The 23,502-nt window shown below is 63.9% G+C and carries 20 protein-coding genes and 1 riboswitch; of the genes, 14 read left to right on the top strand and 6 right to left on the bottom strand.

What is annotated here, in order from left to right; all coding sequences use genetic code 11:
- Positions 1 to 122: 122 nt before the first annotated feature.
- A complete protein-coding gene (gene hldE / locus ACNFCH_RS02510) occupies positions 123 to 1,544 on the top strand; it encodes a bifunctional D-glycero-beta-D-manno-heptose-7-phosphate kinase/D-glycero-beta-D-manno-heptose 1-phosphate adenylyltransferase HldE (protein ID WP_337160166.1) in 1,422 nt (473 codons plus the stop codon).
- An 84-nt stretch (positions 1,545 to 1,628) separates the two neighbouring features.
- On the opposite strand, the gene ACNFCH_RS02505 is transcribed toward hldE, so the two are convergent.
- The 4 genes from ACNFCH_RS02505 to ACNFCH_RS02490 all read right to left on the bottom strand — a co-directional run bounded on the left by ACNFCH_RS02505 (position 1,629) and on the right by ACNFCH_RS02490 (position 5,382).
- Positions 1,629 to 2,579 (bottom strand): metal ABC transporter ATPase, encoded by a 951-nt coding sequence (locus ACNFCH_RS02505; RefSeq protein ID WP_337160165.1) that lies wholly within the window; start codon positions 2,577 to 2,579, stop codon positions 1,629 to 1,631.
- A gap of 37 nt (positions 2,580 to 2,616) precedes the next feature.
- On the bottom strand, positions 2,617 to 3,429 hold the full coding sequence (locus ACNFCH_RS02500; RefSeq protein ID WP_416742183.1) for an aldo/keto reductase: 813 nt from the start codon (positions 3,427 to 3,429) through the stop codon (positions 2,617 to 2,619).
- Complete coding sequence (locus ACNFCH_RS02495; protein WP_337160163.1) at positions 3,426 to 4,601, bottom strand: NAD(P)/FAD-dependent oxidoreductase; 1,176 nt, start codon at positions 4,599 to 4,601, stop codon at positions 3,426 to 3,428. The genes ACNFCH_RS02500 and ACNFCH_RS02495 overlap by 4 nt, the downstream gene beginning before the upstream one ends.
- A gap of 448 nt (positions 4,602 to 5,049) precedes the next feature.
- On the bottom strand, positions 5,050 to 5,382 hold the full coding sequence (locus ACNFCH_RS02490; RefSeq protein ID WP_043207325.1) for a DMT family transporter: 333 nt from the start codon (positions 5,380 to 5,382) through the stop codon (positions 5,050 to 5,052).
- 87 nt (positions 5,383 to 5,469) lie between these two features.
- On the opposite strand from ACNFCH_RS02490, the gene ACNFCH_RS02485 reads away from it, so the two are divergent.
- The 3 genes from ACNFCH_RS02485 to ACNFCH_RS02475 all read left to right on the top strand — a co-directional run bounded on the left by ACNFCH_RS02485 (position 5,470) and on the right by ACNFCH_RS02475 (position 8,234).
- On the top strand, positions 5,470 to 6,360 hold the full coding sequence (locus tag ACNFCH_RS02485; RefSeq protein WP_070090506.1) for a LysR family transcriptional regulator: 891 nt from the start codon (positions 5,470 to 5,472) through the stop codon (positions 6,358 to 6,360).
- 51 nt (positions 6,361 to 6,411) lie between these two features.
- Positions 6,412 to 7,683 (top strand): lipid IV(A) 3-deoxy-D-manno-octulosonic acid transferase, encoded by a 1,272-nt coding sequence (gene waaA, locus ACNFCH_RS02480; RefSeq protein WP_337160162.1) that lies wholly within the window; start codon positions 6,412 to 6,414, stop codon positions 7,681 to 7,683.
- 101 nt (positions 7,684 to 7,784) lie between these two features.
- Positions 7,785 to 8,234 (top strand): hypothetical protein, encoded by a 450-nt coding sequence (locus ACNFCH_RS02475; RefSeq protein ID WP_337160161.1) that lies wholly within the window; start codon positions 7,785 to 7,787, stop codon positions 8,232 to 8,234.
- A gap of 96 nt (positions 8,235 to 8,330) precedes the next feature.
- Here ACNFCH_RS02475 and ACNFCH_RS02470 read toward each other — a convergent pair whose 3' ends face one another.
- Positions 8,331 to 9,761, bottom strand: coding sequence for a TolC family outer membrane protein (locus tag ACNFCH_RS02470; RefSeq protein WP_070090503.1), 1,431 nt, complete (start codon positions 9,759 to 9,761; stop codon positions 8,331 to 8,333).
- Positions 9,762 to 9,914: 153 nt separating this feature from the next.
- Positions 9,915 to 10,021, top strand: a riboswitch (TPP riboswitch).
- 141 nt (positions 10,022 to 10,162) lie between these two features.
- On the opposite strand from ACNFCH_RS02470, the gene thiC reads away from it, so the two are divergent.
- Together thiC and cytX are read left to right on the top strand one after the other, a co-directional pair.
- On the top strand, positions 10,163 to 12,049 hold the full coding sequence (thiC, locus tag ACNFCH_RS02465; protein WP_070090502.1) for a phosphomethylpyrimidine synthase ThiC: 1,887 nt from the start codon (positions 10,163 to 10,165) through the stop codon (positions 12,047 to 12,049).
- 189 nt (positions 12,050 to 12,238) lie between these two features.
- The gene (cytX, locus tag ACNFCH_RS02460) at positions 12,239 to 13,522 is read left to right on the top strand and encodes a putative hydroxymethylpyrimidine transporter CytX (RefSeq protein ID WP_337160160.1); all 1,284 of its coding nucleotides are present in this window, start codon (positions 12,239 to 12,241) and stop codon (positions 13,520 to 13,522) included.
- Here the strand turns inward: cytX and ACNFCH_RS02455 are convergent.
- Complete coding sequence (locus tag ACNFCH_RS02455; protein ID WP_337160159.1) at positions 13,491 to 14,237, bottom strand: RsiV family protein; 747 nt, start codon at positions 14,235 to 14,237, stop codon at positions 13,491 to 13,493. The two genes, cytX and ACNFCH_RS02455, sit on opposite strands and share 32 nt — an antisense overlap.
- A gap of 184 nt (positions 14,238 to 14,421) precedes the next feature.
- Between ACNFCH_RS02455 and ACNFCH_RS02450 the strand changes: the two genes are divergently transcribed.
- From ACNFCH_RS02450 to ACNFCH_RS02415, 8 genes are all read left to right on the top strand, one after another.
- Positions 14,422 to 15,039 carry an NUDIX domain-containing protein gene (locus ACNFCH_RS02450; RefSeq protein WP_416742182.1) on the top strand — a complete coding sequence of 206 codons (618 nt, stop codon included), beginning with the start codon at positions 14,422 to 14,424 and terminating at the stop codon, positions 15,037 to 15,039.
- Complete coding sequence (locus ACNFCH_RS02445) at positions 15,030 to 15,482, top strand: DUF1249 domain-containing protein (protein ID WP_070090498.1); 453 nt, start codon at positions 15,030 to 15,032, stop codon at positions 15,480 to 15,482. The genes ACNFCH_RS02450 and ACNFCH_RS02445 overlap by 10 nt, the downstream gene beginning before the upstream one ends.
- Before the next feature lie 85 nt (positions 15,483 to 15,567).
- Positions 15,568 to 16,383: a 3',5'-cyclic-AMP phosphodiesterase gene (gene cpdA / locus ACNFCH_RS02440; RefSeq protein ID WP_416742181.1), complete on the top strand. Its 816-nt coding sequence runs from the start codon at positions 15,568 to 15,570 to the stop codon at positions 16,381 to 16,383.
- Between the two features lie 207 nt (positions 16,384 to 16,590).
- Positions 16,591 to 17,199 carry a YqiA/YcfP family alpha/beta fold hydrolase gene (locus ACNFCH_RS02435; protein ID WP_416742180.1) on the top strand — a complete coding sequence of 203 codons (609 nt, stop codon included), beginning with the start codon at positions 16,591 to 16,593 and terminating at the stop codon, positions 17,197 to 17,199.
- A 35-nt stretch (positions 17,200 to 17,234) separates the two neighbouring features.
- A complete protein-coding gene (gene parE, locus ACNFCH_RS02430; RefSeq protein ID WP_196162550.1) occupies positions 17,235 to 19,139 on the top strand; it encodes a DNA topoisomerase IV subunit B in 1,905 nt (634 codons plus the stop codon).
- The gene (locus tag ACNFCH_RS02425; protein ID WP_337160154.1) at positions 19,136 to 20,122 is read left to right on the top strand and encodes an esterase-like activity of phytase family protein; all 987 of its coding nucleotides are present in this window, start codon (positions 19,136 to 19,138) and stop codon (positions 20,120 to 20,122) included. Before parE ends, ACNFCH_RS02425 begins: the two co-directional genes overlap by 4 nt.
- A gap of 77 nt (positions 20,123 to 20,199) precedes the next feature.
- Entirely contained in the window at positions 20,200 to 22,458 is a 2,259-nt protein-coding gene (gene parC, locus ACNFCH_RS02420; RefSeq protein ID WP_337160153.1) for a DNA topoisomerase IV subunit A, read from the top strand.
- Between the two features lie 175 nt (positions 22,459 to 22,633).
- Positions 22,634 to 23,347: a PqiC family protein gene (locus ACNFCH_RS02415; RefSeq protein ID WP_337160152.1), complete on the top strand. Its 714-nt coding sequence runs from the start codon at positions 22,634 to 22,636 to the stop codon at positions 23,345 to 23,347.
- Positions 23,348 to 23,502: the final 155 nt, after the last annotated feature.

Here is a 23,502-nt window from a genome sequence, read left to right as displayed (position 1 = left end):
GATCGGGGCCTCGTCGGCCCCGATCATCATTGGTAACGCACAGATCGCAGCTGGCCATAAAGCCGTCGCCGACCCTGTGCTAATATCCTGCCCCTGTTCATTATTTTTCATATGGGTTGCCCATGAAGTTGTCCATGCCGCGTTTCGATCAAGCCCCGGTCCTGGTGGTCGGTGATGTCATGCTCGACCGCTACTGGCATGGCGGTACCTCGCGGATCTCTCCCGAAGCACCGGTGCCGGTGGTCAAGGTCGAGCAGATCGAGGATCGCCCCGGCGGCGCGGCCAACGTCGCACTGAACATCGCTGCCCTCGGCGCACCAGTCTCGCTGGTTGGCGTGACCGGGCAGGACGAGGCTGCCGACAGCCTCGCCAACAGCTTGCAGGCCGCGGGCGTGCGTTCGGTCTTCCAGCGCATCGCCCACCAGCCGACCATCGTCAAGCTGCGGGTCATGAGCCGCCACCAGCAGCTGTTGCGCATCGATTTCGAAGAGCCGTTCGCCACCGACCCACTGTCACTGGGCGAAGAAGTCGATGGCCTGCTTGAAGGTATCAAGGTGCTGGTCCTTTCCGACTACGGCAAGGGTGCGCTGAAGAACCACCAGAGCCTGATCCAGGCGGCGCGGGCCAAGGGCATTCCAGTCCTGGCCGACCCTAAGGGCAAAGACTTTTCCATCTACCGTGGCGCCAGCCTGATCACCCCGAACCTCAGCGAGTTCGAGACCATCGTCGGCCGTTGCGTCGATGAGGCCGAGCTGGTCGCCAAAGGCTTGCAACTGCTGCAGGACCTGGAGTTGGGCGCACTGCTGGTGACCCGTGGTGAACACGGCATGACCCTGTTGCGCACTGGCCACCCGGCCCTGCATTTGCCTGCCCGCGCCCGCGAAGTGTTCGATGTCACCGGCGCCGGCGATACCGTGATCTCGACCCTGGCCGCGGCCATTGCCGCCGGTGAGGACCTGCCCCATGCCGTTGCCCTGGCCAACCTGGCCGCTGGCATCGTGGTCGGCAAGCTGGGTACCGCGGCCATCAGCGCCCCGGAGCTGCGTCGTGCGATCCAGCGTGAGGAGGGCTCCGAGCGCGGCGTGCTCACCCTCGAGCAGTTGCTGCTGGCCATCGATGATGCCCGTGCGCACAACGAAAAGATCGTCTTCACCAATGGGTGCTTCGACATTCTCCATGCCGGCCATGTCACCTATCTGGAGCAGGCCCGCGCCCAAGGCGACCGTCTGATCGTGGCAATCAATGATGACGCTTCGGTCAGCCGCCTCAAGGGGCCAGGCCGGCCGATCAACAGTGTCGATCGGCGCATGGCTGTACTGGCTGGCCTGGGTGCGGTGGACTGGGTCATCAGCTTCCCAGAGGGCACGCCGGAAAACCTGCTGAGCCAGGTCAAGCCGGACGTGCTGGTCAAAGGGGGCGACTATGGCATCGACCAGGTGGTCGGCGCCGACATCGTCAAGGCCTACGGCGGCACCGTGAAAGTGCTGGGGCTGGTGGAGAACAGCTCGACCACCGCCATCGTCGAGAAGATCCGCAAGCACTGATCTGCGCCAAAGACGTCGCGGACCAGCCCGCTCCCAGACAGATGGCGCAATGCCTATGGGGGCGGGCTGGCTCCGCGCGAGTCGTTACTTGTGCAGGGCTCGCTGCAACAGCGCCCGCGCCTTATCGCTGAAACGCTGCAAGTTGGAGGCCGGTGCCTGCGCCAGCCCTTGCTGCTTGATCCATTCCTTCCAGCGAATCCGCTCATCCTTCACCACCCAGCCATCCTGTCGGGCAAAGCTTTCGGCCAGATACAGACCCCGGGTGCTGGCTGGCACCAATTGGTCTTTCTTCAAGGTGTAGAGCTCGGCGGTGGGCTGGCCATCGATCAATGGCATCAGGTACAGATCCGGACGCTTGCGGTTCAGACGCGCGACCAGTTGGTCGCCTTCGAGCCTTTCGTCGACATGGAACAGGCTGAGCGACTTGGCCTCCCGAGGGACTTGCAGGCGCAGGTCATAGATCAACTGCAGGGATGCCGTTGGCAAATGCACATAGGCGCGTGGGCGCTCCAGCAGCATCAGGTTGTCGCAGTGAACCGGACGTGCAGCGCCGGATTCGGGACTCAGGACAAACGGTAGGGCCTCGCGGTAGTGCAGGGCGTCGGCGTAGGGTGCCGGCAGCCAGGTGTCGTTGAAGCGCCCGCCCAGCCAGCCTTCGGGCGTCTCCATCAGGCACTCTTCGGCCACCTCTTGGATAGCAGTGTGCAGCGGCAGGTTGAGCTCCTGGGCGGGGACGTAACCGGAAATGAGCTTGAGCACCACATCGCCGCGATCCTGGCGGCGCTGACGCACCAGCACCCAGTAGTCGCGATGCTGCCAATGCAATGTCAGGCGCACCGATACCCCAAGGTTGGCCAGTTCGACCACGAAGCGCTCGGGGTTGTCCAGTTGAATGGCTTTGCGTCGCTGCTGCACCTGGGAGAAGTTCAGTGGCATGCCGATGCGCTTGTAGGCCAGGCCGTCGGGCGTGGCTTCGACATGCAGCGGCAAAGTCTTGAAGTTGCTCGGATTCTTGCGGATCAGCGTTCGCGGCACGAGGCTCCTCCTTGCGTTGGGCGCCCGTCTGGGCGATTCAAGGCCGTCCCAGGATTCGGGCGACGGTGGCCACGTTATGGGCCAGGTGCAACGGGTTGATGGTGCCGACGATAGCACTGCTTACCCCGGGGTGGGAGAACAGCAGCTCGAAGCTGGCCTGCACCGGATCGACCCCGGGCGCGAGGCAAATGTGCCCGCTGGCCAAGGCCTTTTTCACCAGGATGGCCTTGCCGTGTTCGGCAGCGTAGTCCAGCACCGGGCGTTCCGCCTGCTCGTTGAGGTTGTAGGTGACCATGGCGCAATCGCCTTGCTCCAGCGCCTTGAGGCCGCCCGCGACGGTCTTGCCGGACAGCCCATAGCCGAGGATCTTGCCCTCTTGCTTGAGTTCGGCGAGGGTCTGGTAGACGCCTTGCTGTTCGAGGATCGCCAGGTCATTGCCGTCCGAATGCACCAGTACCAGCTCGATGCGGTCAGTCTCCAGGCGACGCAGGCTGCGCTCCACCGACAGGCGTGTATGGGCGGCGCTGAAGTCGAACCGGGACTGGCCGTCCTCGAACTCCTCGCCCACCTTGCTGACGATCACCCACTCATCGCGTTGGCCGCGCAGCAGCGGGCCCAGGCGTTCCTCGCTGCGCCCGTAGGCAGGGGCGGTGTCGATGAGGTTGATGCCCAGCTCGCGCGCCTGGGCCAGCAGCAGTCGGGCCTCGTCATCGCCTGGAATGGTGAATCCGCTGGGGTACTTGACGCCCTGGTCGCGGCCTAGCTTGACCGTGCCCAGGCCCAGAGGCGAGACCTTCAGGCCGGTGCTGCCCAGTGGGCGATGGAAGTCGTGCAGGGTCGGCAGGCTCATGGCAGCAGTTGCTCCCAGGCAGGCACACCGAGGGCCGGGCGAGGCAGATCGGCCAGGTTCGGTTGGGCGCTGGGGCGGATACCGTCGCGGTCCAGGCTCGCCAGGACGCGATCGGCGAAGTCCGGGGCCAGGGCCAGTTTGGTCGGCCAGCCGACCAGTAAGCGCTGCTGATCGGCCAGGAAGGCGTTGTCCGGCCGCACCAGGCCTGATTGCGCAGGTTCGGCTCGGTCGACCCGCAGGGTTGCCCAGTGCACTTGGCTCTGGTCGACCCACGGCAGCAGGCTGGCGATTTCTTTTTGCGCCGCGGCAATCTGCGCCGCAGGGTCGCGGGCGACCCCTTCGGCTTCGGCCAGATCCCCACCCAGGTACCAGACCCACTGGCCATTCGCAGCCGGGTGGGTGGTGACGGTCACCCGTGGCTTGGGTCCGCCGCCCAGGCAGTGGGCATAGAGCGGTTTGAGGTTCGGTCCCTTGGCCATGACCATATGCAGCGGACGGCGTTGCATGGCCGGTTGGCTCAGGCCCAGGGCCTGGAGCAGCGCCTCGGTGCCGGCGCCGGCGCTGAGGACGATGCGCTGGGCACGGATCTCCCAGTCATCGACACGCAAGCCGATCAGGTCGTCACCTTCTTTTAGAGGCTCGATGCGCTCGCCGGCCAACAGGCTGTCGCCGGCCAGCTCGGCCAGGTTGGCGAGCAGGCTGGGCACGTCGATGACCAGTTCGGCCAGGCGATAGACCTTGCCCTTGAAGGCGCGATCTTGCAGGGCAGGAGGCAATTGATCGCCCTTGACCTGATCGACCCGGCCGCGCACGGCCTTGCTGGCGAAGAAGCTGGTGAGGTTGCCGGCCAGGGTGCCGGGAGACCACAGGTAGTGGGCTTCGGACAGGATGCGGGTATGGCCGAGGTCAAGTTCGCCGTTGCCGGCCAAGGCTTCGCGCCAGCGCCGAGGCATGTCGGCGATGGCCTCCGACGCGCCGGTCAGGGCGCCGTGCAGGGCGTACTTGGTGCCGCCGTGGATGATGCCCTGGGATTTGATGGTCTGCTCGCCGCCGAGGCTGGCACGCTCGACCAGCACGGTCGAGTACCCCAGGCGCCGCAGCCGGGCATTGAGCCAGAGGCCTGCGACCCCGGCGCCGACGATCAGCACGTCAGTGGAAATGGCAGATGGCATGCGGGCACCTCTAGAACTGGGACAGTTGCCCAGTATACAGGCTGTGGCCGATTGCTTGCCCGGGGAGGTGCTAAGACCGCAGTGTCCCGTTCGCGGGTAAACCCGCCCACAGGGTTCGGCGCTGTCCTTGAGTGCAGCGCGGCTCAGCAGTGGCGAGGATCAGCGATGTCTTTGCGTATCGACGCGGATGTTGTGGGAGATTCTATGGTGCTGGACAAGCTCAAATTGCCTTTGGTTGGTATTCCTTGATACTTCTGAACTGTGCATATAAGGCCCAGGCTCCGACCGGGATTGCGTCGCTCTTAAGACTTACGCAATCCCTGTGGGAGCGGGTTCACCCGCGAACACCGGCAAAGCCGGTGCCATCCATCGCGGAGTCTGCTTCGCGTCGGTTCGACGCCTCGTTAAACCCACAGGGTTCGGCGCTGCCCACGCGTTGGCTGGTTGTTCAGTGCCCGGCGGTCTTGGAGAACAGTTGGATCACCACCACGCCGCCGACGATCATGGCCATGCCCAGCATGGCCGGGAAATCCAGCTTCTGCCCATAGATCACCAGCGCCACCGCGCTGATCAGCACGATGCCCAGGCCCGACCAGATAGCGTAGGCGATACCCACCGGAATGCTGCGCACCACGAGGGTCAGCATCCAGAACGCCACGGCGTAGCCGCACACCATCAGCAGCAGTGGCAGAGGGGTGCTCAAGCCTTTCACTGCCTTCATGGAAGCGGTGGCGATGACTTCTGCGCAGATGGCGATGGTCAGGTAGGTATATGCGTTCATGGTGAGAGTCTCCGTTGCAAGGCTCGCATTCTAGGCCTTAATGAAATGGGGTAAAGTCATTACCTATCTATTCTGGAGATGGGTTGCATGGCCGAGCAGTGGAGCCTGGATCAATTGCGTCTGTTCTTGCGGGTGGCTGAGTTACGGTCGTTTTCCGCGGTCGCGCGGGAGCAGCGTAAGGCGCAATCGGCCATTAGCAACGCCATCGCATTGTTGGAGGCAGACCTGGGCGTGACGTTGTTCGAGCGCAGCAGCGGACGCCAGCCACGCTTGACCGAAAGCGGCGCCGCCTTGCTCGAGGACGCCCGAGAACTGCTGCGCCAGTGCGAACGCCTGGACGGCCGGGCCTTGGCGCTGATGCGAGGGCAAGAGGCATTGCTGAGGGTGGCCAATGACGAAGCCATGCCCTACCAGCCGGTCATCGACAGCTTGGACGAACTGTCCAGCCGTTTTCCGTTCCTCGAGGTGCAATTGGCCAGCGGCGCCCAAGGGGATGTCGCACGCAAGCTGGTGGAGCGGCGCGCGGACCTGGGGCTGTTCTTCCATCACGAGCAGATTCCCGCTTCGCTGGAGCGCCGGGCGCTGGGCAGCGTCGAGATGGTCACGGTCTGCGCCGTGGGCCATCCGCTGGCTCGCGAGCAGCGGGTCAGTCGTCAGCAATTGGCACGTCATCGGCAATTGCTGATCACGCCCCAGCAAAGCGGCTACCCCGGCGGCGAGGCGATCAGCCCTCAGGTGTGGCGCGCTGATAGCTTCTACTCCATGGCCGAGCTGCTGATGCGTGGCCTGGGCTGGGCCTGGTTGCCACGGCATGTGGTGCAGTACCCGACCTACCAGACGCACATGGTCGAACTGGACAGCGAGTGGCGTCCGCCAGCATTGGTCGTCGAGCTGGCTTGGCGCCGTGACCAGCCGTTAGGGCCGGCGGCGCAATGGTTGGCCGAACGCTTCGCCGTGCACCTGCGGGCGATTGGCTGAGGGCTCCGGCTCGCAGGCCTTTTCGTGCAGTTCCTAGTACACTGCGTCGCCATGAACAGAACCCTCTATACCTTGCTGTTTCACCTGGGCCTGCCGCTGGTCGCGCTGCGCCTGTATCTGCGCGCCCGCAAGGCTCCGGCCTACGGCCAGCGTATCGCCGAGCGCTTCGCCTGCAAGCTTGCGCCCATGCGCCAGGGGGGCATTTGGGTACATGCGGTATCGGTGGGCGAGAGCATCGCCGCGGCGCCGATGATTCGCGCCTTGCTCAAGGCCTACCCAGACCTGCCCATCACCCTGACCTGCATGACCCCGACCGGGTCGGAGCGGATTCGCGCGATGTTCGCCGACGAGCCGCGCATCCAGCATTGCTACCTGCCATACGACCTTCCGTGGACGGCGGGACGTTTCCTCGATCATGTACGGCCACGACTGGGCATCATCATGGAAACCGAGCTGTGGCCGAACCACATTCACCAATGCACCAAGCGCGGTATCCCAGTGGCCTTGGCCAATGCGCGGTTGTCCGAGCGTTCGGCCCGCGGCTATGCGCGTTTTGCCGGGCTGACCGGGCCGATGCTCGCCGAGATGAGCCTGATCGCCGTGCAGACCGAGGCGGAGGCCGAGCGTTTCCGTAGCCTGGGCGCACGCCCCGAGTGCGTACAGGTGACCGGGTCGATCAAGTTCGACTTGAAGATCGACGAGCAACTGCAGCCGCGTGCCAGGGCGCTGCGCGAGCAGTGGGGCGCCGAGCAGCGCCCGGTGTGGATCGCCGCCAGTACCCACGACGGTGAGGATGCGTTGATTCTGGAGGCCCATCGGCAGTTGTTGCAGGCCCATGGCGATGCGTTGCTGGTTCTGGTGCCGCGTCACCCTGAGCGTTTCGATGCGGTGCATGCCCTGTGCCGCGAGCAGTTCGAGACAGTGCGACGCTCTTCGGGGGCGCCGGTGAGCGGCCAGACTGCTGTGCTGCTGGGCGATACCATGGGCGAATTGCTGTTCCTCTATGCGCTGGCCGATATCGCCTTCGTCGGCGGAAGCCTGGTGGCCACGGGCGGCCACAATCCGCTGGAACCTGCCGCGCTGGCTTTGCCGGTGATCATGGGACCGCATGTGTTCAACTTCCTGGAAATCAGCGCCCTGTTGCGTGAGGCCGGGGCGTTGCAGCAGGTGGACGATGCCGAGGGGCTGGCCGGCGCTGTGCGCCGCTTGATCGAGCTGCCGCAGGATGCCCGGCGAATGGGGGTGGCAGGCAAGACCGTGATGCAGGCCAATCAAGGAGCGCTGGAGCGGCTGTTGCAGTCGCTGGGCAACTACCTGGCGTGATGCAGAAGGTAGCAAACAGATAGTTCATCCACGCCCTGCGTGCTGCTTACGCTCATGTCCGGAACGCCAACAGGCGCGTCGCAGACTTGAGGAAAAGCCGCATGTACAGCAAGACACTCACCGCATTTGTTCTAATGATCTCCAGTTCGGCGCATGCCGCGATCGGGGTGTTGAAGTATCTAGAGTTCGTCGAGCCCTGGGCCAGCGTGAGCGTGATCCACCCGGATCCCAATGCCAGCGTCCGCCATACCGGGTCGTATTTCCTGGACGCGCTCAGAGGGCCGCACTTTGTCATCGATCGCTCCGCCAGTTGGTCCGTGGATGACAGAGATGAGGGCAGAGTGGTAATGGTGCCGAAAGTGTTGGGAAAACACAGCTTCGTCGAGGAAATCGAGGTGGTTTCGGGTTCCCGGGCGTGTAATTTCAGCATCATGTACGACCTGCGGCGTGTCAGGCTCCACGCCGCGTCCATGGGCAAGGCGTACGCCGATTGCCGGTCCTCGCTGCATGTCGATGGCGATCACAATGCCATCCGCTTTTACATGAAGTGAGGGGGGCGACAGGCGCCCCAAATGCTTCACGAGCCGCGGAGTAAGCGGTGCTTCGCAAGGCCAGGCTTGCTCGTGAAGCGTCTGTGGCGCAAGGCTTCAGGGGCGCCGCTCGAAGTTCTTCGCCGCCGCAGCCGCCAGGTCCGGTGGGAGGAAGTCCTTGTCAGGGTTGTAGTCGGCTTTCAGGTAGCGGCCCAGGTCCTGCAGATCCTGCGGGCTGAGCGTCCCGGCGGCCTGTTTCAGGCGAAGATTGTCGAGGATGTAGTCATAGCGGCTGTTGTTGTAGTCGCGCACCGAGGTGTACAGCTGACGCTGGGCATCGAGCACATCGACGATGTTGCGGGTACCGACCTGGTAGCCGATCTCGGTAGCCTCCAGGGCGCTCTGGTTGGAAATGATCGATTGCTTGCGCGCCTGGACCTGTTCCACGTCGGTGTTCACCGCACGGTGCAGGTTGCGGGTGTTCTCCACCACCTGACGGCGCAGGCTTTCGCGCTGCTGTTCGCTCTGGCTCAGGCGCTGGTAGGCCTCGCGCACCTGGGAGCTGGTCAGCCCGCCGCTGTAGATCGGGATATTCAACTGCAGGCCGATACTGGTCTGCTCCACGTCGCCGCTGTAACGCCCGAACGGTGAGGGGTTGGTAAAGCCGAGGTTGTCGTTGTCGCCCTTTTGATATTGGGCCACTGCATCGAGCGTCGGGGCATGGCCGGCCTTGCGCTGGCGCAGGGTTTCCTCGGCGGCGGTCACGGCATGGTTGGTGGCCAGCAGGTTGAGGTTCTGCCGCGCCGCGGTATCGACCCACGCCTTGGCATCGTTGGGAATCGGTACCTGCACCGGCAAGGTGTGGACCACGCCCTGAATCGAGGAGTACTCGCGATTGGTCAAGGTCACCAAGGCCTCGAAGGCATCCTGTACCTGGCGTTCGGCGATGATCCGGTTGGCCCGGGCGGTGTCGTAGCTGGCTTGGGACTGCAGCACGTCGGTCTTGTCCGAGAGGCCGACATCGAAGCGCTCGTTGGACTGGTCCAGCTGGCGCTTGAAGGCCGCTTCCTCGGCTTTGGTCGAGGCCAGGTTGTCCTGGGCGCGCAGTACCGCGAAGTAGTTTTCGGCGGTCTGCAGGATCAGGTTCTGCTCGGTGGCCGACAGTTCCAGGGCCGCCTGCTCGTTGACGGCTTCGGCCGCCTGCAGTTGGAACCAGCGATCGGCACGGAAGATCGGTTGCGCCAGGGTGGCGCTCCAGGAATTGCCGCTGCGGTTGGAGGTTATGGACGGCTCGTCGATCTTGGTGCGCGTGTTGAGCATCTCGGCACCGGCCGACAGGTTTGGCAGCAGCCCGGCCCGGGCCTGGGGAACCACTTCTCGGCGGGCGCCGTAGTCGGCGCGGGCAGCGGCCAGATCGGCGTTGTTGTCGACCGCCTCCTGGTAGACGCTGACCAAGTCGGTTTTCACCGTCGTGGGCATATCCGCTGCCCAGACCACTCCGTTGGACGCACAAGACACGGCTATCGCCAGTGAGAGTTTGCGCAGCATAGGCAATCCTTGAAATGAATTTCTGAACTGTTGAGTATCGGGCGATGGGCCAGTGTAGTGCCGGGCGCACCCGGCAACAATCGTCTGACGAGCCTTTCATCATTCGCCAATTTACACGCTTGGCTTTGCCGACCACTTGAGTCTAGACTGCGCATGTTCTTGTCGGGGTGCCTTGAATCGAAGGCTGAGATCGGATAGTTCCGGATCCCGTTGAACCTGATCAGGTTAGCGCCTGCGTAGGGAACAAGATTGCTCGCTTTCCCGGCGAGATCTTGTGCCAGGTCCGGGATTGTCGAAGCTCAAGCTCAAGGCACTCCTCGTATCCGGCACCACACCGTCCTAGGTGTATCCGCGCCCCTTCAGGTTCTCCCCGACATTCCACGCTGTCTGGAGAGCCTGTGATGAGCCAACAAGAAAAATCGATCCACCTCAGCGAGTCGGCGCAAGTCGACCAGCAGTCCGTGCAACCGTTCCCCCGTTCGCGCAAGGTCTATGTCGAAGGCTCGCGCCCCGATATCCGCGTGCCCATGCGCGAGATCAGTCTGCATGACACGCCAACAGACTTCGGCGGCGAGCAGAATGCCCCGGTGCTGGTGTACGACACTTCCGGCCCCTACACCGATCCCAATGTGGTCATCGACGTGCGCAAAGGCCTGGGCGATGTGCGCTCGGCGTGGATCGAGGCCCGTGGCGACACCGTGCGCCTGGATGGCCTGAGCTCGAATTTCGGCCAGCAGCGCCTGAACGATGCCGACCTGGCCAAGCTGCGCTTTGCCCACGTGCGCAACCCGCGTCGCGCCAAGCCAGGCGCCAACGTCACCCAGATGCATTACGCGCGTCAGGGCATCATCACCGCCGAGATGGAATATGTCGCCATCCGCGAAAACATGAAGCTGCAGGAGGCCCGCGCCGCTGGCCTGCTGGACCAGCAGCATGCCGGGCACAGCTTCGGTGCCAGCATTCCCAAGGAAATCACCCCTGAGTTCGTGCGCGAGGAAATCGCCCGCGGCCGCGCGATCATTCCCGCCAACATCAACCACCCGGAACTTGAGCCGATGATCATCGGCCGCAACTTCCTGGTGAAGATCAACGGCAACATCGGCAACAGCGCCCTGGGCTCCTCGATCGAGGAAGAAGTGGCCAAGCTGACCTGGGGCATCCGCTGGGGTTCGGACACGGTCATGGACCTGTCCACCGGCAAGCACATCCACGAAACCCGCGAGTGGATCATCCGCAACTCGCCGGTGCCGATCGGCACCGTGCCGATCTACCAGGCCCTGGAAAAAGTCGGCGGTGTCGCCGAGGACCTGACCTGGGAGCTGTTCCGCGACACGCTGATCGAACAGGCCGAGCAGGGCGTGGACTACTTCACCATCCACGCCGGCGTGCTGCTGCGCTACGTGCCGCTGACCGCCAAGCGGGTCACCGGTATCGTCAGCCGCGGTGGTTCGATCATGGCCAAGTGGTGCCTGGCGCATCACAAGGAAAACTTCCTGTACACGCATTTCGACGAGATCTGCGAAATCATGAAGGCCTACGACGTCAGCTTCTCGCTGGGCGATGGCCTGCGTCCGGGCTCGATCGCCGACGCCAACGACGCGGCCCAGTTCGGTGAGCTGGAAACCCTGGGCGAGTTGACCAAGATCGCCTGGAAGCACGACGTGCAGTGCATGATCGAAGGCCCTGGCCACGTGCCGATGCAGTTGATCAAGGAGAACATGGACAAGCAGCTCGAGTGCTGCGACGAAGCACCGTTCTATACCCTCGGCCCACTGACCACCGACATCGCACCTGGCTACGACCACATCACCTCCGGTATCGGTGCGGCGATGATCGGTTGGTTCGGTTGCGCCATGCTCTGCTACGTGACGCCCAAGGAGCACTTGGGCCTGCCGAACAAGGACGACGTCAAGACCGGCATCATCACCTACAAGATCGCCGCGCATGCCGCCGACCTTGCCAAGGGGCACCCGGGCGCACAGATCCGCGACAATGCCTTGTCCAAGGCGCGCTTCGAGTTCCGTTGGGAAGACCAGTTCAACCTCGGCCTGGATCCGGACACCGCCCGTGCGTTCCATGACGAGACTCTGCCCAAGGAGTCGGCCAAGGTCGCGCACTTCTGCTCGATGTGCGGGCCTAAGTTCTGCTCCATGAAGATCACCCAGGAAGTCCGTGAGTACGCTGCCAACCAGCGTATCGAGGCGACGGATGTGTCCGTGGAAGAGGGCATGCGCGAGCAGGCCGAGCGGTTCCGCCAGGAAGGCAGCCAGCTGTACAAAAAGGTGTAATGCATCACGGCCCCTTCCTGTGGGAGGGGCACATTTTCCTGTGTGGGGCACGGCCCTGTGGGGGCGGGTTTATCCGCGAATGCTTTGGTGAGTTCACTGACGCATTCGCGGGTAAACGCGCTTCCACAGGGCTGTGCCCTTCGTCAGTTTGACTCGGTTTCCCTAACAACAATTCTGGTAAATCTGCCGATGACCACCCCCAGCCACTTCTCTCCCGACCACCCGGTCCCCCACGGGCAGCGCCAATTCGGCGCGCGCGACCTGTTTTCCCTCTGGTTCTCCCTCGGCATCGGCCTGATGGTCCTGCAGGTTGGCGGGCTGCTGGCGCCAGGCCTGGGCCTGGCTGGCTCGGTGCTGGCGATCGTGCTGGGCACTGCGGTGGGCGTGCTGCTGTTGGCGGCGGCCGGCGTCATTGGCAGCGACACCGGTCTGTCGGCCATGGCCACTCTGCGCTTGAGCCTGGGGCGCCATGGCGCGCGCCTGCCGGCGCTGCTCAACCTGTTGCAGCTGGTGGGCTGGGGCTCGTTCGAGATCATCGTCATGCGCGACGCTGCCAGCCTGCTCGGCACCCGGGCATTCGGCGAGGGCAGTGGCTGGAGCAGTCCGCTGCTCTGGACCTTGTGCTTTGGCGCACTGGCCACTCTGCTGGCGGTCAGCGGCCCACTGACCTTCGTGCGCAAGGTGCTGCGCAAATGGGGGATCTGGCTACTGCTCGGTGCCTGCCTGTGGCTGACCTGGAACCTGTTCGTCAAGGCGGACTTGGCGGGCCTGTGGCGCCAGGCGGGCGACGGCTCGATGTCGTTGGCGGTGGGTTTTGACATCGTCATCGCCATGCCGCTGTCGTGGTTGCCGCTGATCGCCGACTACTCGCGTTTCGGCCAGCGTGCCAGCCGCGTGTTCGGCGGTACGGCGCTGGGCTTTTTCATCGGCAATGCCTGGCTGATGAGCCTGGGCGTGGCGTACACCCTGGCCTTCGCGCCGAGCGGTGAGGTCAATGCACTGCTGCTGGCCCTGGCGGGCGCGGGGCTGGGTATCCCTCTGCTGCTGATTCTGCTGGATGAGTCGGAGAACGCTTTTGCCGACATTCACTCGGCGGCGGTGTCTACTGGTTTGCTGGTGCGCTTGAAGATCGAGCACCTGGCCCTGGCCATCGGCGTGCTGTGCACATTGATCGCCCTGCTGGCGCCGCTGGCGCAGTACCAGAACTTCCTGCTGTTGATCGGATCGGTGTTCGCGCCGTTGTTCGGGGTGGTGCTGATGGACCACTTCGTCATTCGTCGTCGGCAGATGCCGGCCGCGATCGGCGGGCTACACTGGCAGGCGCTGGTGGCCTGGGCGGTGGGGGTGGCGGCGTATCACTTCATGGCCAATGTCGCGCCGGAGCTTGGGGCGACCCTGCCGGCACTGTTGCTGGCAGGGGTGCTGCATGGCTTGCTGAGCCTCAGCCGCGGCCAGGAAACAGCTCGGGCTTGAGCACGCCATTGAGGCGCGGGTAGGGGATCTTCAGTTCGATGTGGCCCATGGAATAGGGCGCAATGGCATAGACCTCGTACTTGACCACCACCGCGCCGTAGGTCAGTGCCACGTGCGGGGACTTGCGGAAGGGCCAGGTCTTGACGAACTCGGGGTCCTTGTCCATGCCGGTGCTGATCATCCAGGCGCGGTGGGACTCCTCGACAGTCTTCCAGAAGGTCTCCTCCTGGCCGGGCAGCAGCATGTCTTGCAGGGTCAGGACCTTGTCCAGCTTGCGCGAATAGTTGATGAAGCCGCGCCCGGGCATGCCATGGGCGCCGCCGCTGTCCAGGTAGCTGGACAGTTCGATGATCACCAGCCCGTCATGCTGCTCGCGTACCTTGGCCTGCAGGTAGCTGCTGTTGCGCTTGTCGGCGCTGGCCAGGTATTGCTGCTCGTAGGCTTGCAGCGAGGCGGGCGCCGTGCCGCGCTGGTTGTCTTCGGTCAGTTGCAGCAAGCGCTTCTCGACGATGGCATCGAGCTTGGGCAGGGCCGGGAAATGAATGGTGTCGATGTTCACCAGCGGGCAGTCGCTCTCGCTGCAACCGGGCTTGACGTGTTCCCAGGCGTCGCGCTTGACCTCCAGTGGAGCTCGGTAGTTGGGCGCGAACAGGCTTTGGCAGGCGCCAAGGGCCATTGCCAGCACAGCCACGGAAGTCAGTTTGACAAGCGTCATGATGATCCTTGCAGAACAGATGGAGTCGAGCTTCGACCGTCGGCGCGGCCTTCAGTTCGCCACTAAGCTAACAGAGTAGAGACGCTCTGTCCCGGCTGCCTGAACGGTCACTGGAAAGGGGTGAAACACGGCGGCTCGCAGAGTAGGATGGCGCGATGCAGTAGACGAGGTAACGAGGACTCCCATGTCAGACACGTTGAATTCAGTGCCCAAGACGGTCGAGATCGTCGAGCAGGCGAACTGCTTCCAGGGCTTCTACCGGCTCGACAGGGTGCGTTTGCGCCATGAACTGTTCGCCGGCGGCATGGGGCGGGAGATCAGCCGAGAACTGTTCGTGCGTCACGATGCGGTCTGCGTGCTGCCATACGATCCTCAACGTGACGAGGTGGTGCTGATCGAACAGTTCCGCGTCGGCGCCCTGGGCAAGGTCGAGAACCCTTGGCTGATCGAGATGGTCGCCGGGCTCATCGACAAGGCCGAGGAGGCTGAGGCGGTCGCCCATCGTGAAGCCGAGGAAGAGGCCGGCCTGACCTTCAGCGCATTGTGGCCGATGACCCGTTACTTCCCATCGCCTGGCGGCAGCGACGAGTATGTGCACCTGTTCCTCGGCCGCTGTTCCAGCGAAGGTGCTGGCGGGTTGCATGGCCTGGAGGAGGAGGGCGAGGACATCCGGGTGCGCGTCTGGTCGTTCGAGGACGCGTTGCAGGCGGTGCGTGACGGGCGTATCTGCAACGCCGCGACCATCATCGGTCTGCAATGGCTGGCGCTGAACCGGGCGGAAGTGCGAGGTATGTGGTCGTGAACCTGTTACGCGAGCGCTACCGGGTCGACCTGGCCGGGCTGCAGGCAGCCTGCGAGGCCAACTACGCCCGTCTGATGCGTCTGTTGCCCGACATGCGCACCACCCAGAGCTCGCGGCGCATCGGCATGACCCAAGGTGACCAGATGCTGGGCGTGCTGGTGCTCGATGTGCTGCTGGCCTGCCCTTACACCACCACCTTGCGCGTGCGTCAGGAGCATAGTCTGCCGTGGCTGCCGGTGCCGCATCTGGAAGTGCAGGTGTACCACGATGCGCGCATGGCTGAAGTGGTCAGTGCCGAACATACCCGGCGCCTGCGCAGCATCTACCCCTACCCCAATGCAGCGATGCACCAGCCAGACGAAAAGGCGCAGCTCAACCTGTTCCTGGGCGAGTGGCTCAGCCACTGCCTGGCCTGCGGCCATGAGTTGGAAGCTGTTCGCTGAAATGTGACGGCGGTCGGCTTCGGCCCTTTGCTCCAACCCCTTCGGCATCCCATAATCGCGCTGAATCCGTTCGAGGAGCCGGCCGTTGCCGCAATCCAATCTCCCTCAAACCCCGGCACCCCTGCAGGTGGTGCAATTGACCGACGCCCACCTGTTCGCGGACGCGGGCGGCACCCTGCTGGGCATGAATACCCGAGACAGCTTGCGCCATGTGGTCGAGCAGGTGCGCCGCGAGCAGCCGCACCTGGACCTGCTCCTGTGCACCGGTGATCTGTCCCAGGATGGCAGCGTCGCGTCCTATGAAGCCTTCCGCCAACTGACCGCGGTGCTGGGTGCGCCCAGCCGCTGGCTGCCGGGCAATCACGATGAGGCCCGGGTCATGGCCCAGGTCGCGCAGGGTAGCGATCTGGTGCGGGCGGTCACCGATCTCGGGGCCTGGCGTATCGTCATGCTCAACTCGAACGTGCCTGATGCCACCCATGGCTGGCTTGGCGACGATCAACTGGCCATCCTGGACCAGGCCTTGGCGGGCGCGGGTGAGCGTCACTGTCTGGTTTGCCTGCACCATCAGCCGGTGGATGTCGGCTGCGCCTGGATTGCACCGATCGGTTTACGTAATGCCGATGAGCTATGGGAGCGTCTGCGCAGTTATCCACAGATGAAGGCAGTGCTCTGGGGGCATATCCATCAGCCGTGGGATGAACTGCGTGAAGGCATTCGTCTGCTGGCAACGCCCTCGACCTGCATTCAGTTCGCGCCGTGCAGCGAAGACTTCCAGGTCAGTGAGGAGCAGCCGGGATACCGTTGGTTGCGCTTGCATGCCGATGGGCGAGTCGAGAGCGGGGTCGAGCGGGCCCGGGATTTTGCGGTGAAGCTGGACTTCAACAGTCCGGGGTACTGAGGCCTTTGGCGTCTAATGGGGCGGTAAAGTCGCTTCACCCAGGGATTGACGGTGATCCGGGGTTTAACTGCGAACCTGACGCCCCCGCTTATGGCTTGAAGAATTTGTTGCGAAAAGCCCGAAGCTGCGCCAAAACCCAGCGAACAGGCTACACTGCGCGTCCCTGCGCCCGCACGGACGGGCGCGCCGCAACACACCGGGGGCAGCATGTCGGGTTCCATCCTTTATATCCATGGCTTCAACAGCTCGCCGCTGTCGAGGAAGGCGCTCCAGCTCGACGCCGTGCTGCAGCAGTTGGGCCTGGCCGATCAGCTGCGTGTGCCCGCCCTGCACCACCACCCTCGTCAGGCCATCGCCCAACTCGAAGGGGCCATCGCCGAGCTGGGCCAACCGTTGCTGGTGGGCAGTTCGCTCGGCGGCTACTATGCCACCTACCTGGCCGAGCGCCATGGCCTGAAGGCCCTGCTCATCAACCCGGCGGTGGGGCCGCACCGGCTGTTCGATGGGTACCTCGGTCCCCAGCGCAACTTGTACACCGACGAGACCTGGGAGCTGACCCTGGATCACGTGCAAGCCCTGGCCGAGCTGGAGGTGCCGCCACCGCAGGACCCCAACCGCTACCAGGTGTGGTTGCAGACTGCCGACGAAACCCTGGATTATCGCCATGCCGAGCGCTACTACCGGGCCTGTGCGCTGCGCATCCAGGCCGGTGGCGACCACGGTTTTCAAGGTTTCGCCGAGCGCCTGCCGGCATTGCTGGCCTTCGCCGACATTGCGCGTGGGCAGTATGCGGCGCTCGATTTTTCTGTATTTTGATCTTTTTGCATTCACCAGACTGACGACGAGAACCCATGGCCAATCCCAGCGCTAGCGCCTATAACGCAGACGCCATCGAAGTCCTCTCGGGCCTTGACCCGGTCCGCAAGCGGCCGGGCATGTACACCGATACCAGCCGGCCCAATCACCTGGCCCAGGAAGTCATCGACAACAGTGTCGACGAAGCCCTCGCCGGCCACGCCCGTTCGGTACAGGTGATCCTCCATGCCGACCACTCGCTGGAAGTGTGCGACGACGGTCGCGGCATGCCAGTGGACATCCACCCCGAGGAGGGGGTGTCCGGGGTCGAGCTGATCCTCACCAAGCTGCACGCCGGCGGCAAATTCTCCAACAAGAACTACCAGTTCTCCGGCGGCCTGCACGGCGTGGGCATTTCGGTGGTCAATGCCTTGTCCAGCCAGGTCCGCGTGCGCGTCAAGCGCGATGGCACCGAGTACCAGATGACCTTCGCCGATGGCTACAAGGCCAGCGAGCTGGAGGTGGTCGGGACCGTCGGCAAGCGCAACACCGGCACCAGTGTCTACTTCAGCCCCGATCCGAAGTACTTCGATTCGCCGAAGTTTTCCATCAGTCGCCTCAAGCATGTGCTCAAGGCCAAGGCCGTGCTTTGCCCGGGGCTGTTGGTCAGCTTCGAGGACAAGGCCAGCGGCGAGAAGATCGAATGGCATTACGAGGACGGCCTGCGCTCGTACCTGGTCGATTCGGTCAGCGAGTTCGTGCGCCTGCCCGATGAGCCGTTCTGCGGCAGTCTCGCGGGCAACAAGGAGGCTGTCGACTGGGCCTTGCTGTGGCTGCCTGAGGGCGGCGACAGCGTCCAGGAAAGCTACGTCAACTTGATCCCTACCGCCCAGGGTGGCACCCACGTCAATGGCCTGCGCCAGGGCCTGCTGGATGCGATGCGCGAGTTCTGCGAATTCCGCAACCTGCTGCCCCGTGGCGTCAAGCTGGCGCCTGAGGACGTCTGGGAACGCATCACCTTCGTCTTGTCCATGAAGATGCAGGAGCCGCAGTTCTCCGGCCAGACCAAGGAGCGCCTGTCGTCTCGCGAGGCAGCGGCGTTCGTTTCCGGAGTGGTCAAGGATGCGTTCAGCCTGTGGCTCAATGCCCACCCCGAGCTGGGCATGCAGTTGGCGGAGCTGGCCATCAGCAACGCCGGACGCCGTTTGAAGGCAAGCAAGAAGGTCGAGCGCAAGCGCATCACCCAGGGGCCGGCGCTGCCTGGCAAGCTGGCCGACTGCGCAGGCCAGGACCCGATGCGCGCCGAGCTGTTCCTGGTCGAGGGTGACTCGGCCGGTGGTTCAGCCAAGCAGGCGCGCGACAAGGAGTTCCAGGCGATCCTGCCGCTGCGCGGCAAGATCCTCAACACCTGGGAAGTCGACGGTGGCGAAGTCCTGGCCAGCCAGGAGGTACACAACATCGCCGTGGCCATCGGTGTCGATCCGGGCGCTGCAGACTTGTCGCAGTTACGCTACGGCAAGATCTGCATCCTCGCCGACGCCGACTCCGACGGCCTGCACATCGCCACGCTGCTGTGCGCCCTGTTCGTCCAGCACTTCCGCCCGCTGGTGGAGGCCGGTCACGTGTATGTGGCCATGCCGCCGCTGTATCGCATCGACCTGGGCAAGGAGATCTACTACGCCCTCGACGAGGCGGAGCGCGACGGTATCCTGGACCGTCTGGTGGCCGAGAAGAAGCGTGGCAAGCCGCAGGTCACCCGATTCAAGGGCCTGGGCGAAATGAATCCGCCACAGTTGCGCGAAACCACCATGGACCCGAACACCCGGCGTCTGGTCCAGCTGACCCTGGACGATGTGCAGGGCACTACCGAGATCATGGACATGCTGTTGGCCAAGAAGCGCGCCGGCGATCGCAAGAGCTGGCTGGAGACCAAGGGCAACCTCGCCGAGGTACTGGTTTGACCCGCCTGCTTGCAGCGGTTTGCCTGCTGTTGGTCGCCTTGCCGAGCCTGGCGGCCAACTGGCCGGAGCTCAAGATGAGCGAGGAACATCCGGTAGACGGCATGCGCGGCGGCAACCTGTCGGGCCTGGCCTGGTGCCGGGGTGCGTTGTGGACGGTGTCCGATCGGGACGACGACCGCATCTATCGCCTCGATCAGCAAGGCCAAGCCTGGCGTGCCCAGCCACTGACCTTCACCCCTCCGCCGGTGCCGGAGAGCGGCCTGCCCTGGGGGTTGAAGTCGCGCAATTGGGCGGCATCGTATATCCGTGGTGGCGAGCTGGACTTCGAAGGCATCACTTGCGATCAGGCGGGCAACTTCTATCTGATCAGCGAGGCCCATGCGGCGGTGCTGCAGTTGCCTGTCGATGGCGAGCCGCACTGGTTGAAGATCGACCCGGCCATGGTTCGCCAGGCACGTGCCAGTGGCATGCTGCTGCACTTCAATGCGCTGTTCGAAGGGCTGGCGATCCACCCGTCGGGGGAGCGTTTGTGGCTGGCGGCCGAGCGTGAGCGACGCGGGTTGCTGCTGGTCGAGCGTCAGCAGTCGGTCTGGAAATGCGGGCGCAGCTGCGTGCTGCTCAGCGAGGCGGGTGTCGAGATGCAACCCGCGCAGATGCCCAACCCTCAAGCCATGACGCGGGACTTCTCCGACCTGGCCTGGTACGAGGGCAAGCTGTACACCCTCGAACGCAACGCGTATCGCATCTGCCGCCGCGACAGCGACAGCGGGCAGGTCGAGCGCTGTTGGTCGTTTGCCGCCGATGCCCTGGTGGAGTCGCGCCGTTACGACCAGCCATATGGCCTGGCCGAGGCCTTGGTGATCGATGCCAAAGGCGCCTGGGTCGGTGTGGACAACAACAACGGCGACCGTGCCGATGGCGAGGCTCGCCCGATCGTCTGGCGGTTCGCGGCCCCCGAGGGCGGCTGGAACGCCAAGCCATAGGCTTGCCGGCTGATTTGAATTTACCCGGCGCGGCGTCATCTTGTCGCCGCGCCAGAACCTGAAATGACGAGGCCCGCATGAGCGACTCACTGGAACTCAGTCTCGAAGGCGTCGAACGCCGCTCCTTGGCTGACTTCACCGAACAGGCCTACCTCAACTACTCCATGTACGTGATCATGGACCGTGCCTTGCCGCATATCGGCGATGGCCTGAAGCCGGTGCAACGACGCATCGTCTACGCCATGAGCGAGTTGGGGCTCGATGCCGACGCCAAGCACAAGAAGTCGGCGCGCACCGTCGGTGACGTGCTCGGCAAGTTCCACCCCCATGGCGACTCGGCTTGCTACGAGGCCATGGTGTTGATGGCCCAGCCATTCAGCTACCGCTATACCCTGGTCGACGGCCAGGGCAACTGGGGTGCGCCGGACGACCCGAAGTCGTTCGCCGCCATGCGTTACACCGAGGCGCGCCTGTCGCGCTATTCCGAGGTATTGCTCAGCGAACTGGGTCAAGGCACTGTCGACTGGGTGCCGAACTTCGACGGCACCCTCCAGGAACCTGCCGTGCTGCCGGCGCGTCTGCCGAACATCCTGCTCAATGGCACCACCGGCATCGCCGTGGGCATGGCCACCGACGTGCCGCCGCACAACCTGCGTGAAGTCGCCAGCGCCTGCGTGCGCCTGCTCGACGAGCCCAAGGCCACCATCGAGCAACTGTGCGAGCACATCCAGGGGCCGGACTATCCGACCGAAGCCGAGATCGTCACTCCGCGTGCCGAGATCCTCAAAATCTATGAAAGCGGCCGTGGCTCGATCCGCATGCGCGCCGTGTACCGGGTAGAAGATGGCGACATCGTGGTGACGGCCCTGCCGCACCAGGTCTCCGGTGCCAAGGTGCTGGAACAGATCGCCGCGCAGATGCAGGCCAAGAAGCTGCCGATGGTCGCGGACCTGCGCGATGAGTCCGATCACGAGAACCCCTGCCGCATCGTCATCATTCCGCGCTCGAACCGCGTGGATGCCGACGAACTGATGCAACACCTGTTCGCCACCACTGAGCTCGAGAGCAGCTACCGGGTCAACGTGAACATCATCGGTCTGGACGGCCGGCCGCAACTGAAGAACCTGCGGGCTTTGCTGCTCGAATGGCTGGAGTACCGCATCGGTACCGTCCGCCGCCGCTTGCAACACCGCCTGGAGAAGGTCGAGAAACGCCTGCACCTGTTGGAGGGCTTGCTCACGGCGTTCCTCAACCTGGATGAAGTCATCCATATCATCCGCACGGAAGACCAGCCCAAGCAGGCCCTGATCGCCCGCTTCGACCTCACCGAGGTCCAGGCCGACTACATCCTTGAGACCCGCCTGCGTCAGTTGGCGCGCCTCGAAGAGATGAAAATCCGCGGCGAGCAGGACGAGCTGCTCAAGGAACAGGCCAAACTGCTGGCCCTGCTGGGCAGCGATGCCAAGCTGCGCAAGCTGGTGCGCAGCGAGCTGATCAAGGATGCCGAGACCTACGGAGACGACCGCCGCTCACCGATCGTCGAACGTGCCGAGGCCAAGGCGCTCTCGGAAAACGAGCTGATGCCGACCGAGCCTGTCACCGTCGTGCTCTCCGAGAAGGGCTGGGTACGCTGTGCCAAGGGGCATGACATCGATGCCACAGGCCTGTCCTACAAGGCCGGGGATGGTTTCAAGGGGGCTGCTGCTGGTCGCTCTAATCAGTACGCCGTGTTTATCGATTCCACCGGTCGCAGCTATTCGCTGGCAGCCCACAGCCTGCCATCGGCCCGCGGGCAAGGCGAACCACTGACCGGTCGCCTGACGCCGCCACCGGGAGCCAGCTTCGACTGCGTGCTGCTGCCCGATGACGATGCGCTGTATGTCGTAGCCTCCGATGCCGGCTACGGCTTCGTGGTCAAGGGTGAAGACCTGCAGGCCAAGAACAAGGCCGGCAAAGGCCTGCTCAGCCTGCCCAACGGCGCCAAGGTGATGACGCCGCGGCCCGTGGCGGACCGTGAGCAGGATTGGCTGGCGGCGGTGACCACCGAAGGCCGTTTGCTGATCTTCAAGGTCAGCGACCTACCGCAGTTGGGTAAAGGCAAGGGCAACAAGATCATCGGTGTGCCCGGTGATCGGGTCGCCAGCCGTGAAGAATTTGTCACTGACCTTGCGGTAGTGGGCGAGGGCGCGACCCTTGTATTGCAAGCGGGCAAGCGTACGCTATCTCTCAAGCCTGACGATCTTGAGCATTACAAAGGCGAGCGGGGACGGCGTGGCAGCAAGCTCCCACGTGGCTTCCAGCGCGTGGATGGCATGGCGGTTGAACGTCCCGAGTGAACCGGCTGTCTGTCTGGAACGGCAATTTCAGCGTCATTTCAGGCAGAAATGCTGGAGTCGGGCGGTTATTTCGCGGATGATAGTGCCCTTGCGGTGCCGGCGTGGCCGTGCGCCCGTAAGAATCTACATGAGTATCACTGCGGTTTGCCCCTGGGCGACCGCTTGGATGGGATGAATGAAATTTCTGCGCCTTCCATTTGCGCTGTTGATGACAGGTCTGCTGGGACTGAGCGGATGCAGCATGCATCAGCCGGTGGCCTTGTATCAGCTGGACAGCGGTGATCCAGGCCAGCCCTCGCAGAGTGCCGGCCTGGCGGTTGTGCTCGGCCCGGTATCGGTCGCCGATTACCTGCAACGCGAAACTTTCCTGCAGCGTCAGCCTGATGGCAGCCTGACTTCGGCGACTGACGGTCGTTGGGCGGGCAGCCTCTCTTCGGATATCGATCAGTTGCTGGTTCGTCAACTGGCCTGGCGTCTGGACAGCCAGCGCGTGGTCCTGGCACCGGCAACCGCCGGTTTCAACCCGGACGTGCAAGTGCTGTTGTCGATTACCCGCCTGGATTCGGGCAAGAACCAACCGGCCATCCTCGACGCCCAGTGGCGTCTGCTCGATCGCCGCGGCAAGGTACGGGATAACCGTATCGTCCACTTGGAGCAGCCGCACGAAGGCTCCGAGTCGTCCCAGGTTCAGGCTCAGGGGCAATTGTTGCAGAAGCTGGCCGAGCAGCTCAGTGTGGCGGTCAAGCCGCTGGCCAACCAGCCGGCGATTGCCGAAGAGTCCACACCTCAACGTAAGTCAGCGCCGGTCCAGGTCAAGAAAGGGCCTGAGAAGCCAAAGATTCCGATGGCTTCGCCCATTCGCACCGATATGGAGGTCTACCGGTTCTAAACCGATGGACACAAAAAAGCCCGCAGCGATGCGGGCTTTTTTATTGCTTTCGTGAAGTGGTGCTGTAGGAACGGTTGCGAATTTGAGGGCCGCTGTACGGCCCATCGCAGGCTTCGCCAGCTTGTAGGGGGCGCTGGCCCAGCCCCGATCGTTCC

Source organism: Pseudomonas sp. NY15354 (assembly GCF_048068075.1).
Lineage (GTDB): Bacteria > Pseudomonadota > Gammaproteobacteria > Pseudomonadales > Pseudomonadaceae > Aquipseudomonas > Aquipseudomonas guariconensis_C.
Note: the sequence above shows the minus strand (reverse complement) of the source record. Positions and strands in the feature narration are given on the sequence as shown.

What these genes read in the sequence shown, in the direction of transcription:
- ACNFCH_RS02415 (WP_337160152.1), top strand. Translation starts at nt 22,634, where the DNA reads ATGAAATTTCTGCGCCTTCCATTTGCGCTGTTGATGACAGGTCTGCTG.
- ACNFCH_RS02490 (WP_043207325.1), bottom strand. Translation starts at nt 5,382, where the DNA reads ATGAACGCATATACCTACCTGACCATCGCCATCTGCGCAGAAGTCATC.
- ACNFCH_RS02495 (WP_337160163.1), bottom strand. Translation starts at nt 4,601, where the DNA reads ATGCCATCTGCCATTTCCACTGACGTGCTGATCGTCGGCGCCGGGGTC.
- ACNFCH_RS02450 (WP_416742182.1), top strand. Translation starts at nt 14,422, where the DNA reads ATGTCAGACACGTTGAATTCAGTGCCCAAGACGGTCGAGATCGTCGAG.
- cytX (WP_337160160.1), top strand. Translation starts at nt 12,239, where the DNA reads ATGACCACCCCCAGCCACTTCTCTCCCGACCACCCGGTCCCCCACGGG.
- ACNFCH_RS02455 (WP_337160159.1), bottom strand. Translation starts at nt 14,237, where the DNA reads ATGACGCTTGTCAAACTGACTTCCGTGGCTGTGCTGGCAATGGCCCTT.
- ACNFCH_RS02470 (WP_070090503.1), bottom strand. Translation starts at nt 9,761, where the DNA reads ATGCTGCGCAAACTCTCACTGGCGATAGCCGTGTCTTGTGCGTCCAAC.
- hldE (WP_337160166.1), top strand. Translation starts at nt 123, where the DNA reads ATGAAGTTGTCCATGCCGCGTTTCGATCAAGCCCCGGTCCTGGTGGTC.
- ACNFCH_RS02475 (WP_337160161.1), top strand. Translation starts at nt 7,785, where the DNA reads ATGTACAGCAAGACACTCACCGCATTTGTTCTAATGATCTCCAGTTCG.
- ACNFCH_RS02435 (WP_416742180.1), top strand. Translation starts at nt 16,591, where the DNA reads ATGTCGGGTTCCATCCTTTATATCCATGGCTTCAACAGCTCGCCGCTG.
- thiC (WP_070090502.1), top strand. Translation starts at nt 10,163, where the DNA reads ATGAGCCAACAAGAAAAATCGATCCACCTCAGCGAGTCGGCGCAAGTC.
- ACNFCH_RS02485 (WP_070090506.1), top strand. Translation starts at nt 5,470, where the DNA reads ATGGCCGAGCAGTGGAGCCTGGATCAATTGCGTCTGTTCTTGCGGGTG.
- waaA (WP_337160162.1), top strand. Translation starts at nt 6,412, where the DNA reads ATGAACAGAACCCTCTATACCTTGCTGTTTCACCTGGGCCTGCCGCTG.
- ACNFCH_RS02500 (WP_416742183.1), bottom strand. Translation starts at nt 3,429, where the DNA reads ATGAGCCTGCCGACCCTGCACGACTTCCATCGCCCACTGGGCAGCACC.
- parC (WP_337160153.1), top strand. Translation starts at nt 20,200, where the DNA reads ATGAGCGACTCACTGGAACTCAGTCTCGAAGGCGTCGAACGCCGCTCC.
- parE (WP_196162550.1), top strand. Translation starts at nt 17,235, where the DNA reads ATGGCCAATCCCAGCGCTAGCGCCTATAACGCAGACGCCATCGAAGTC.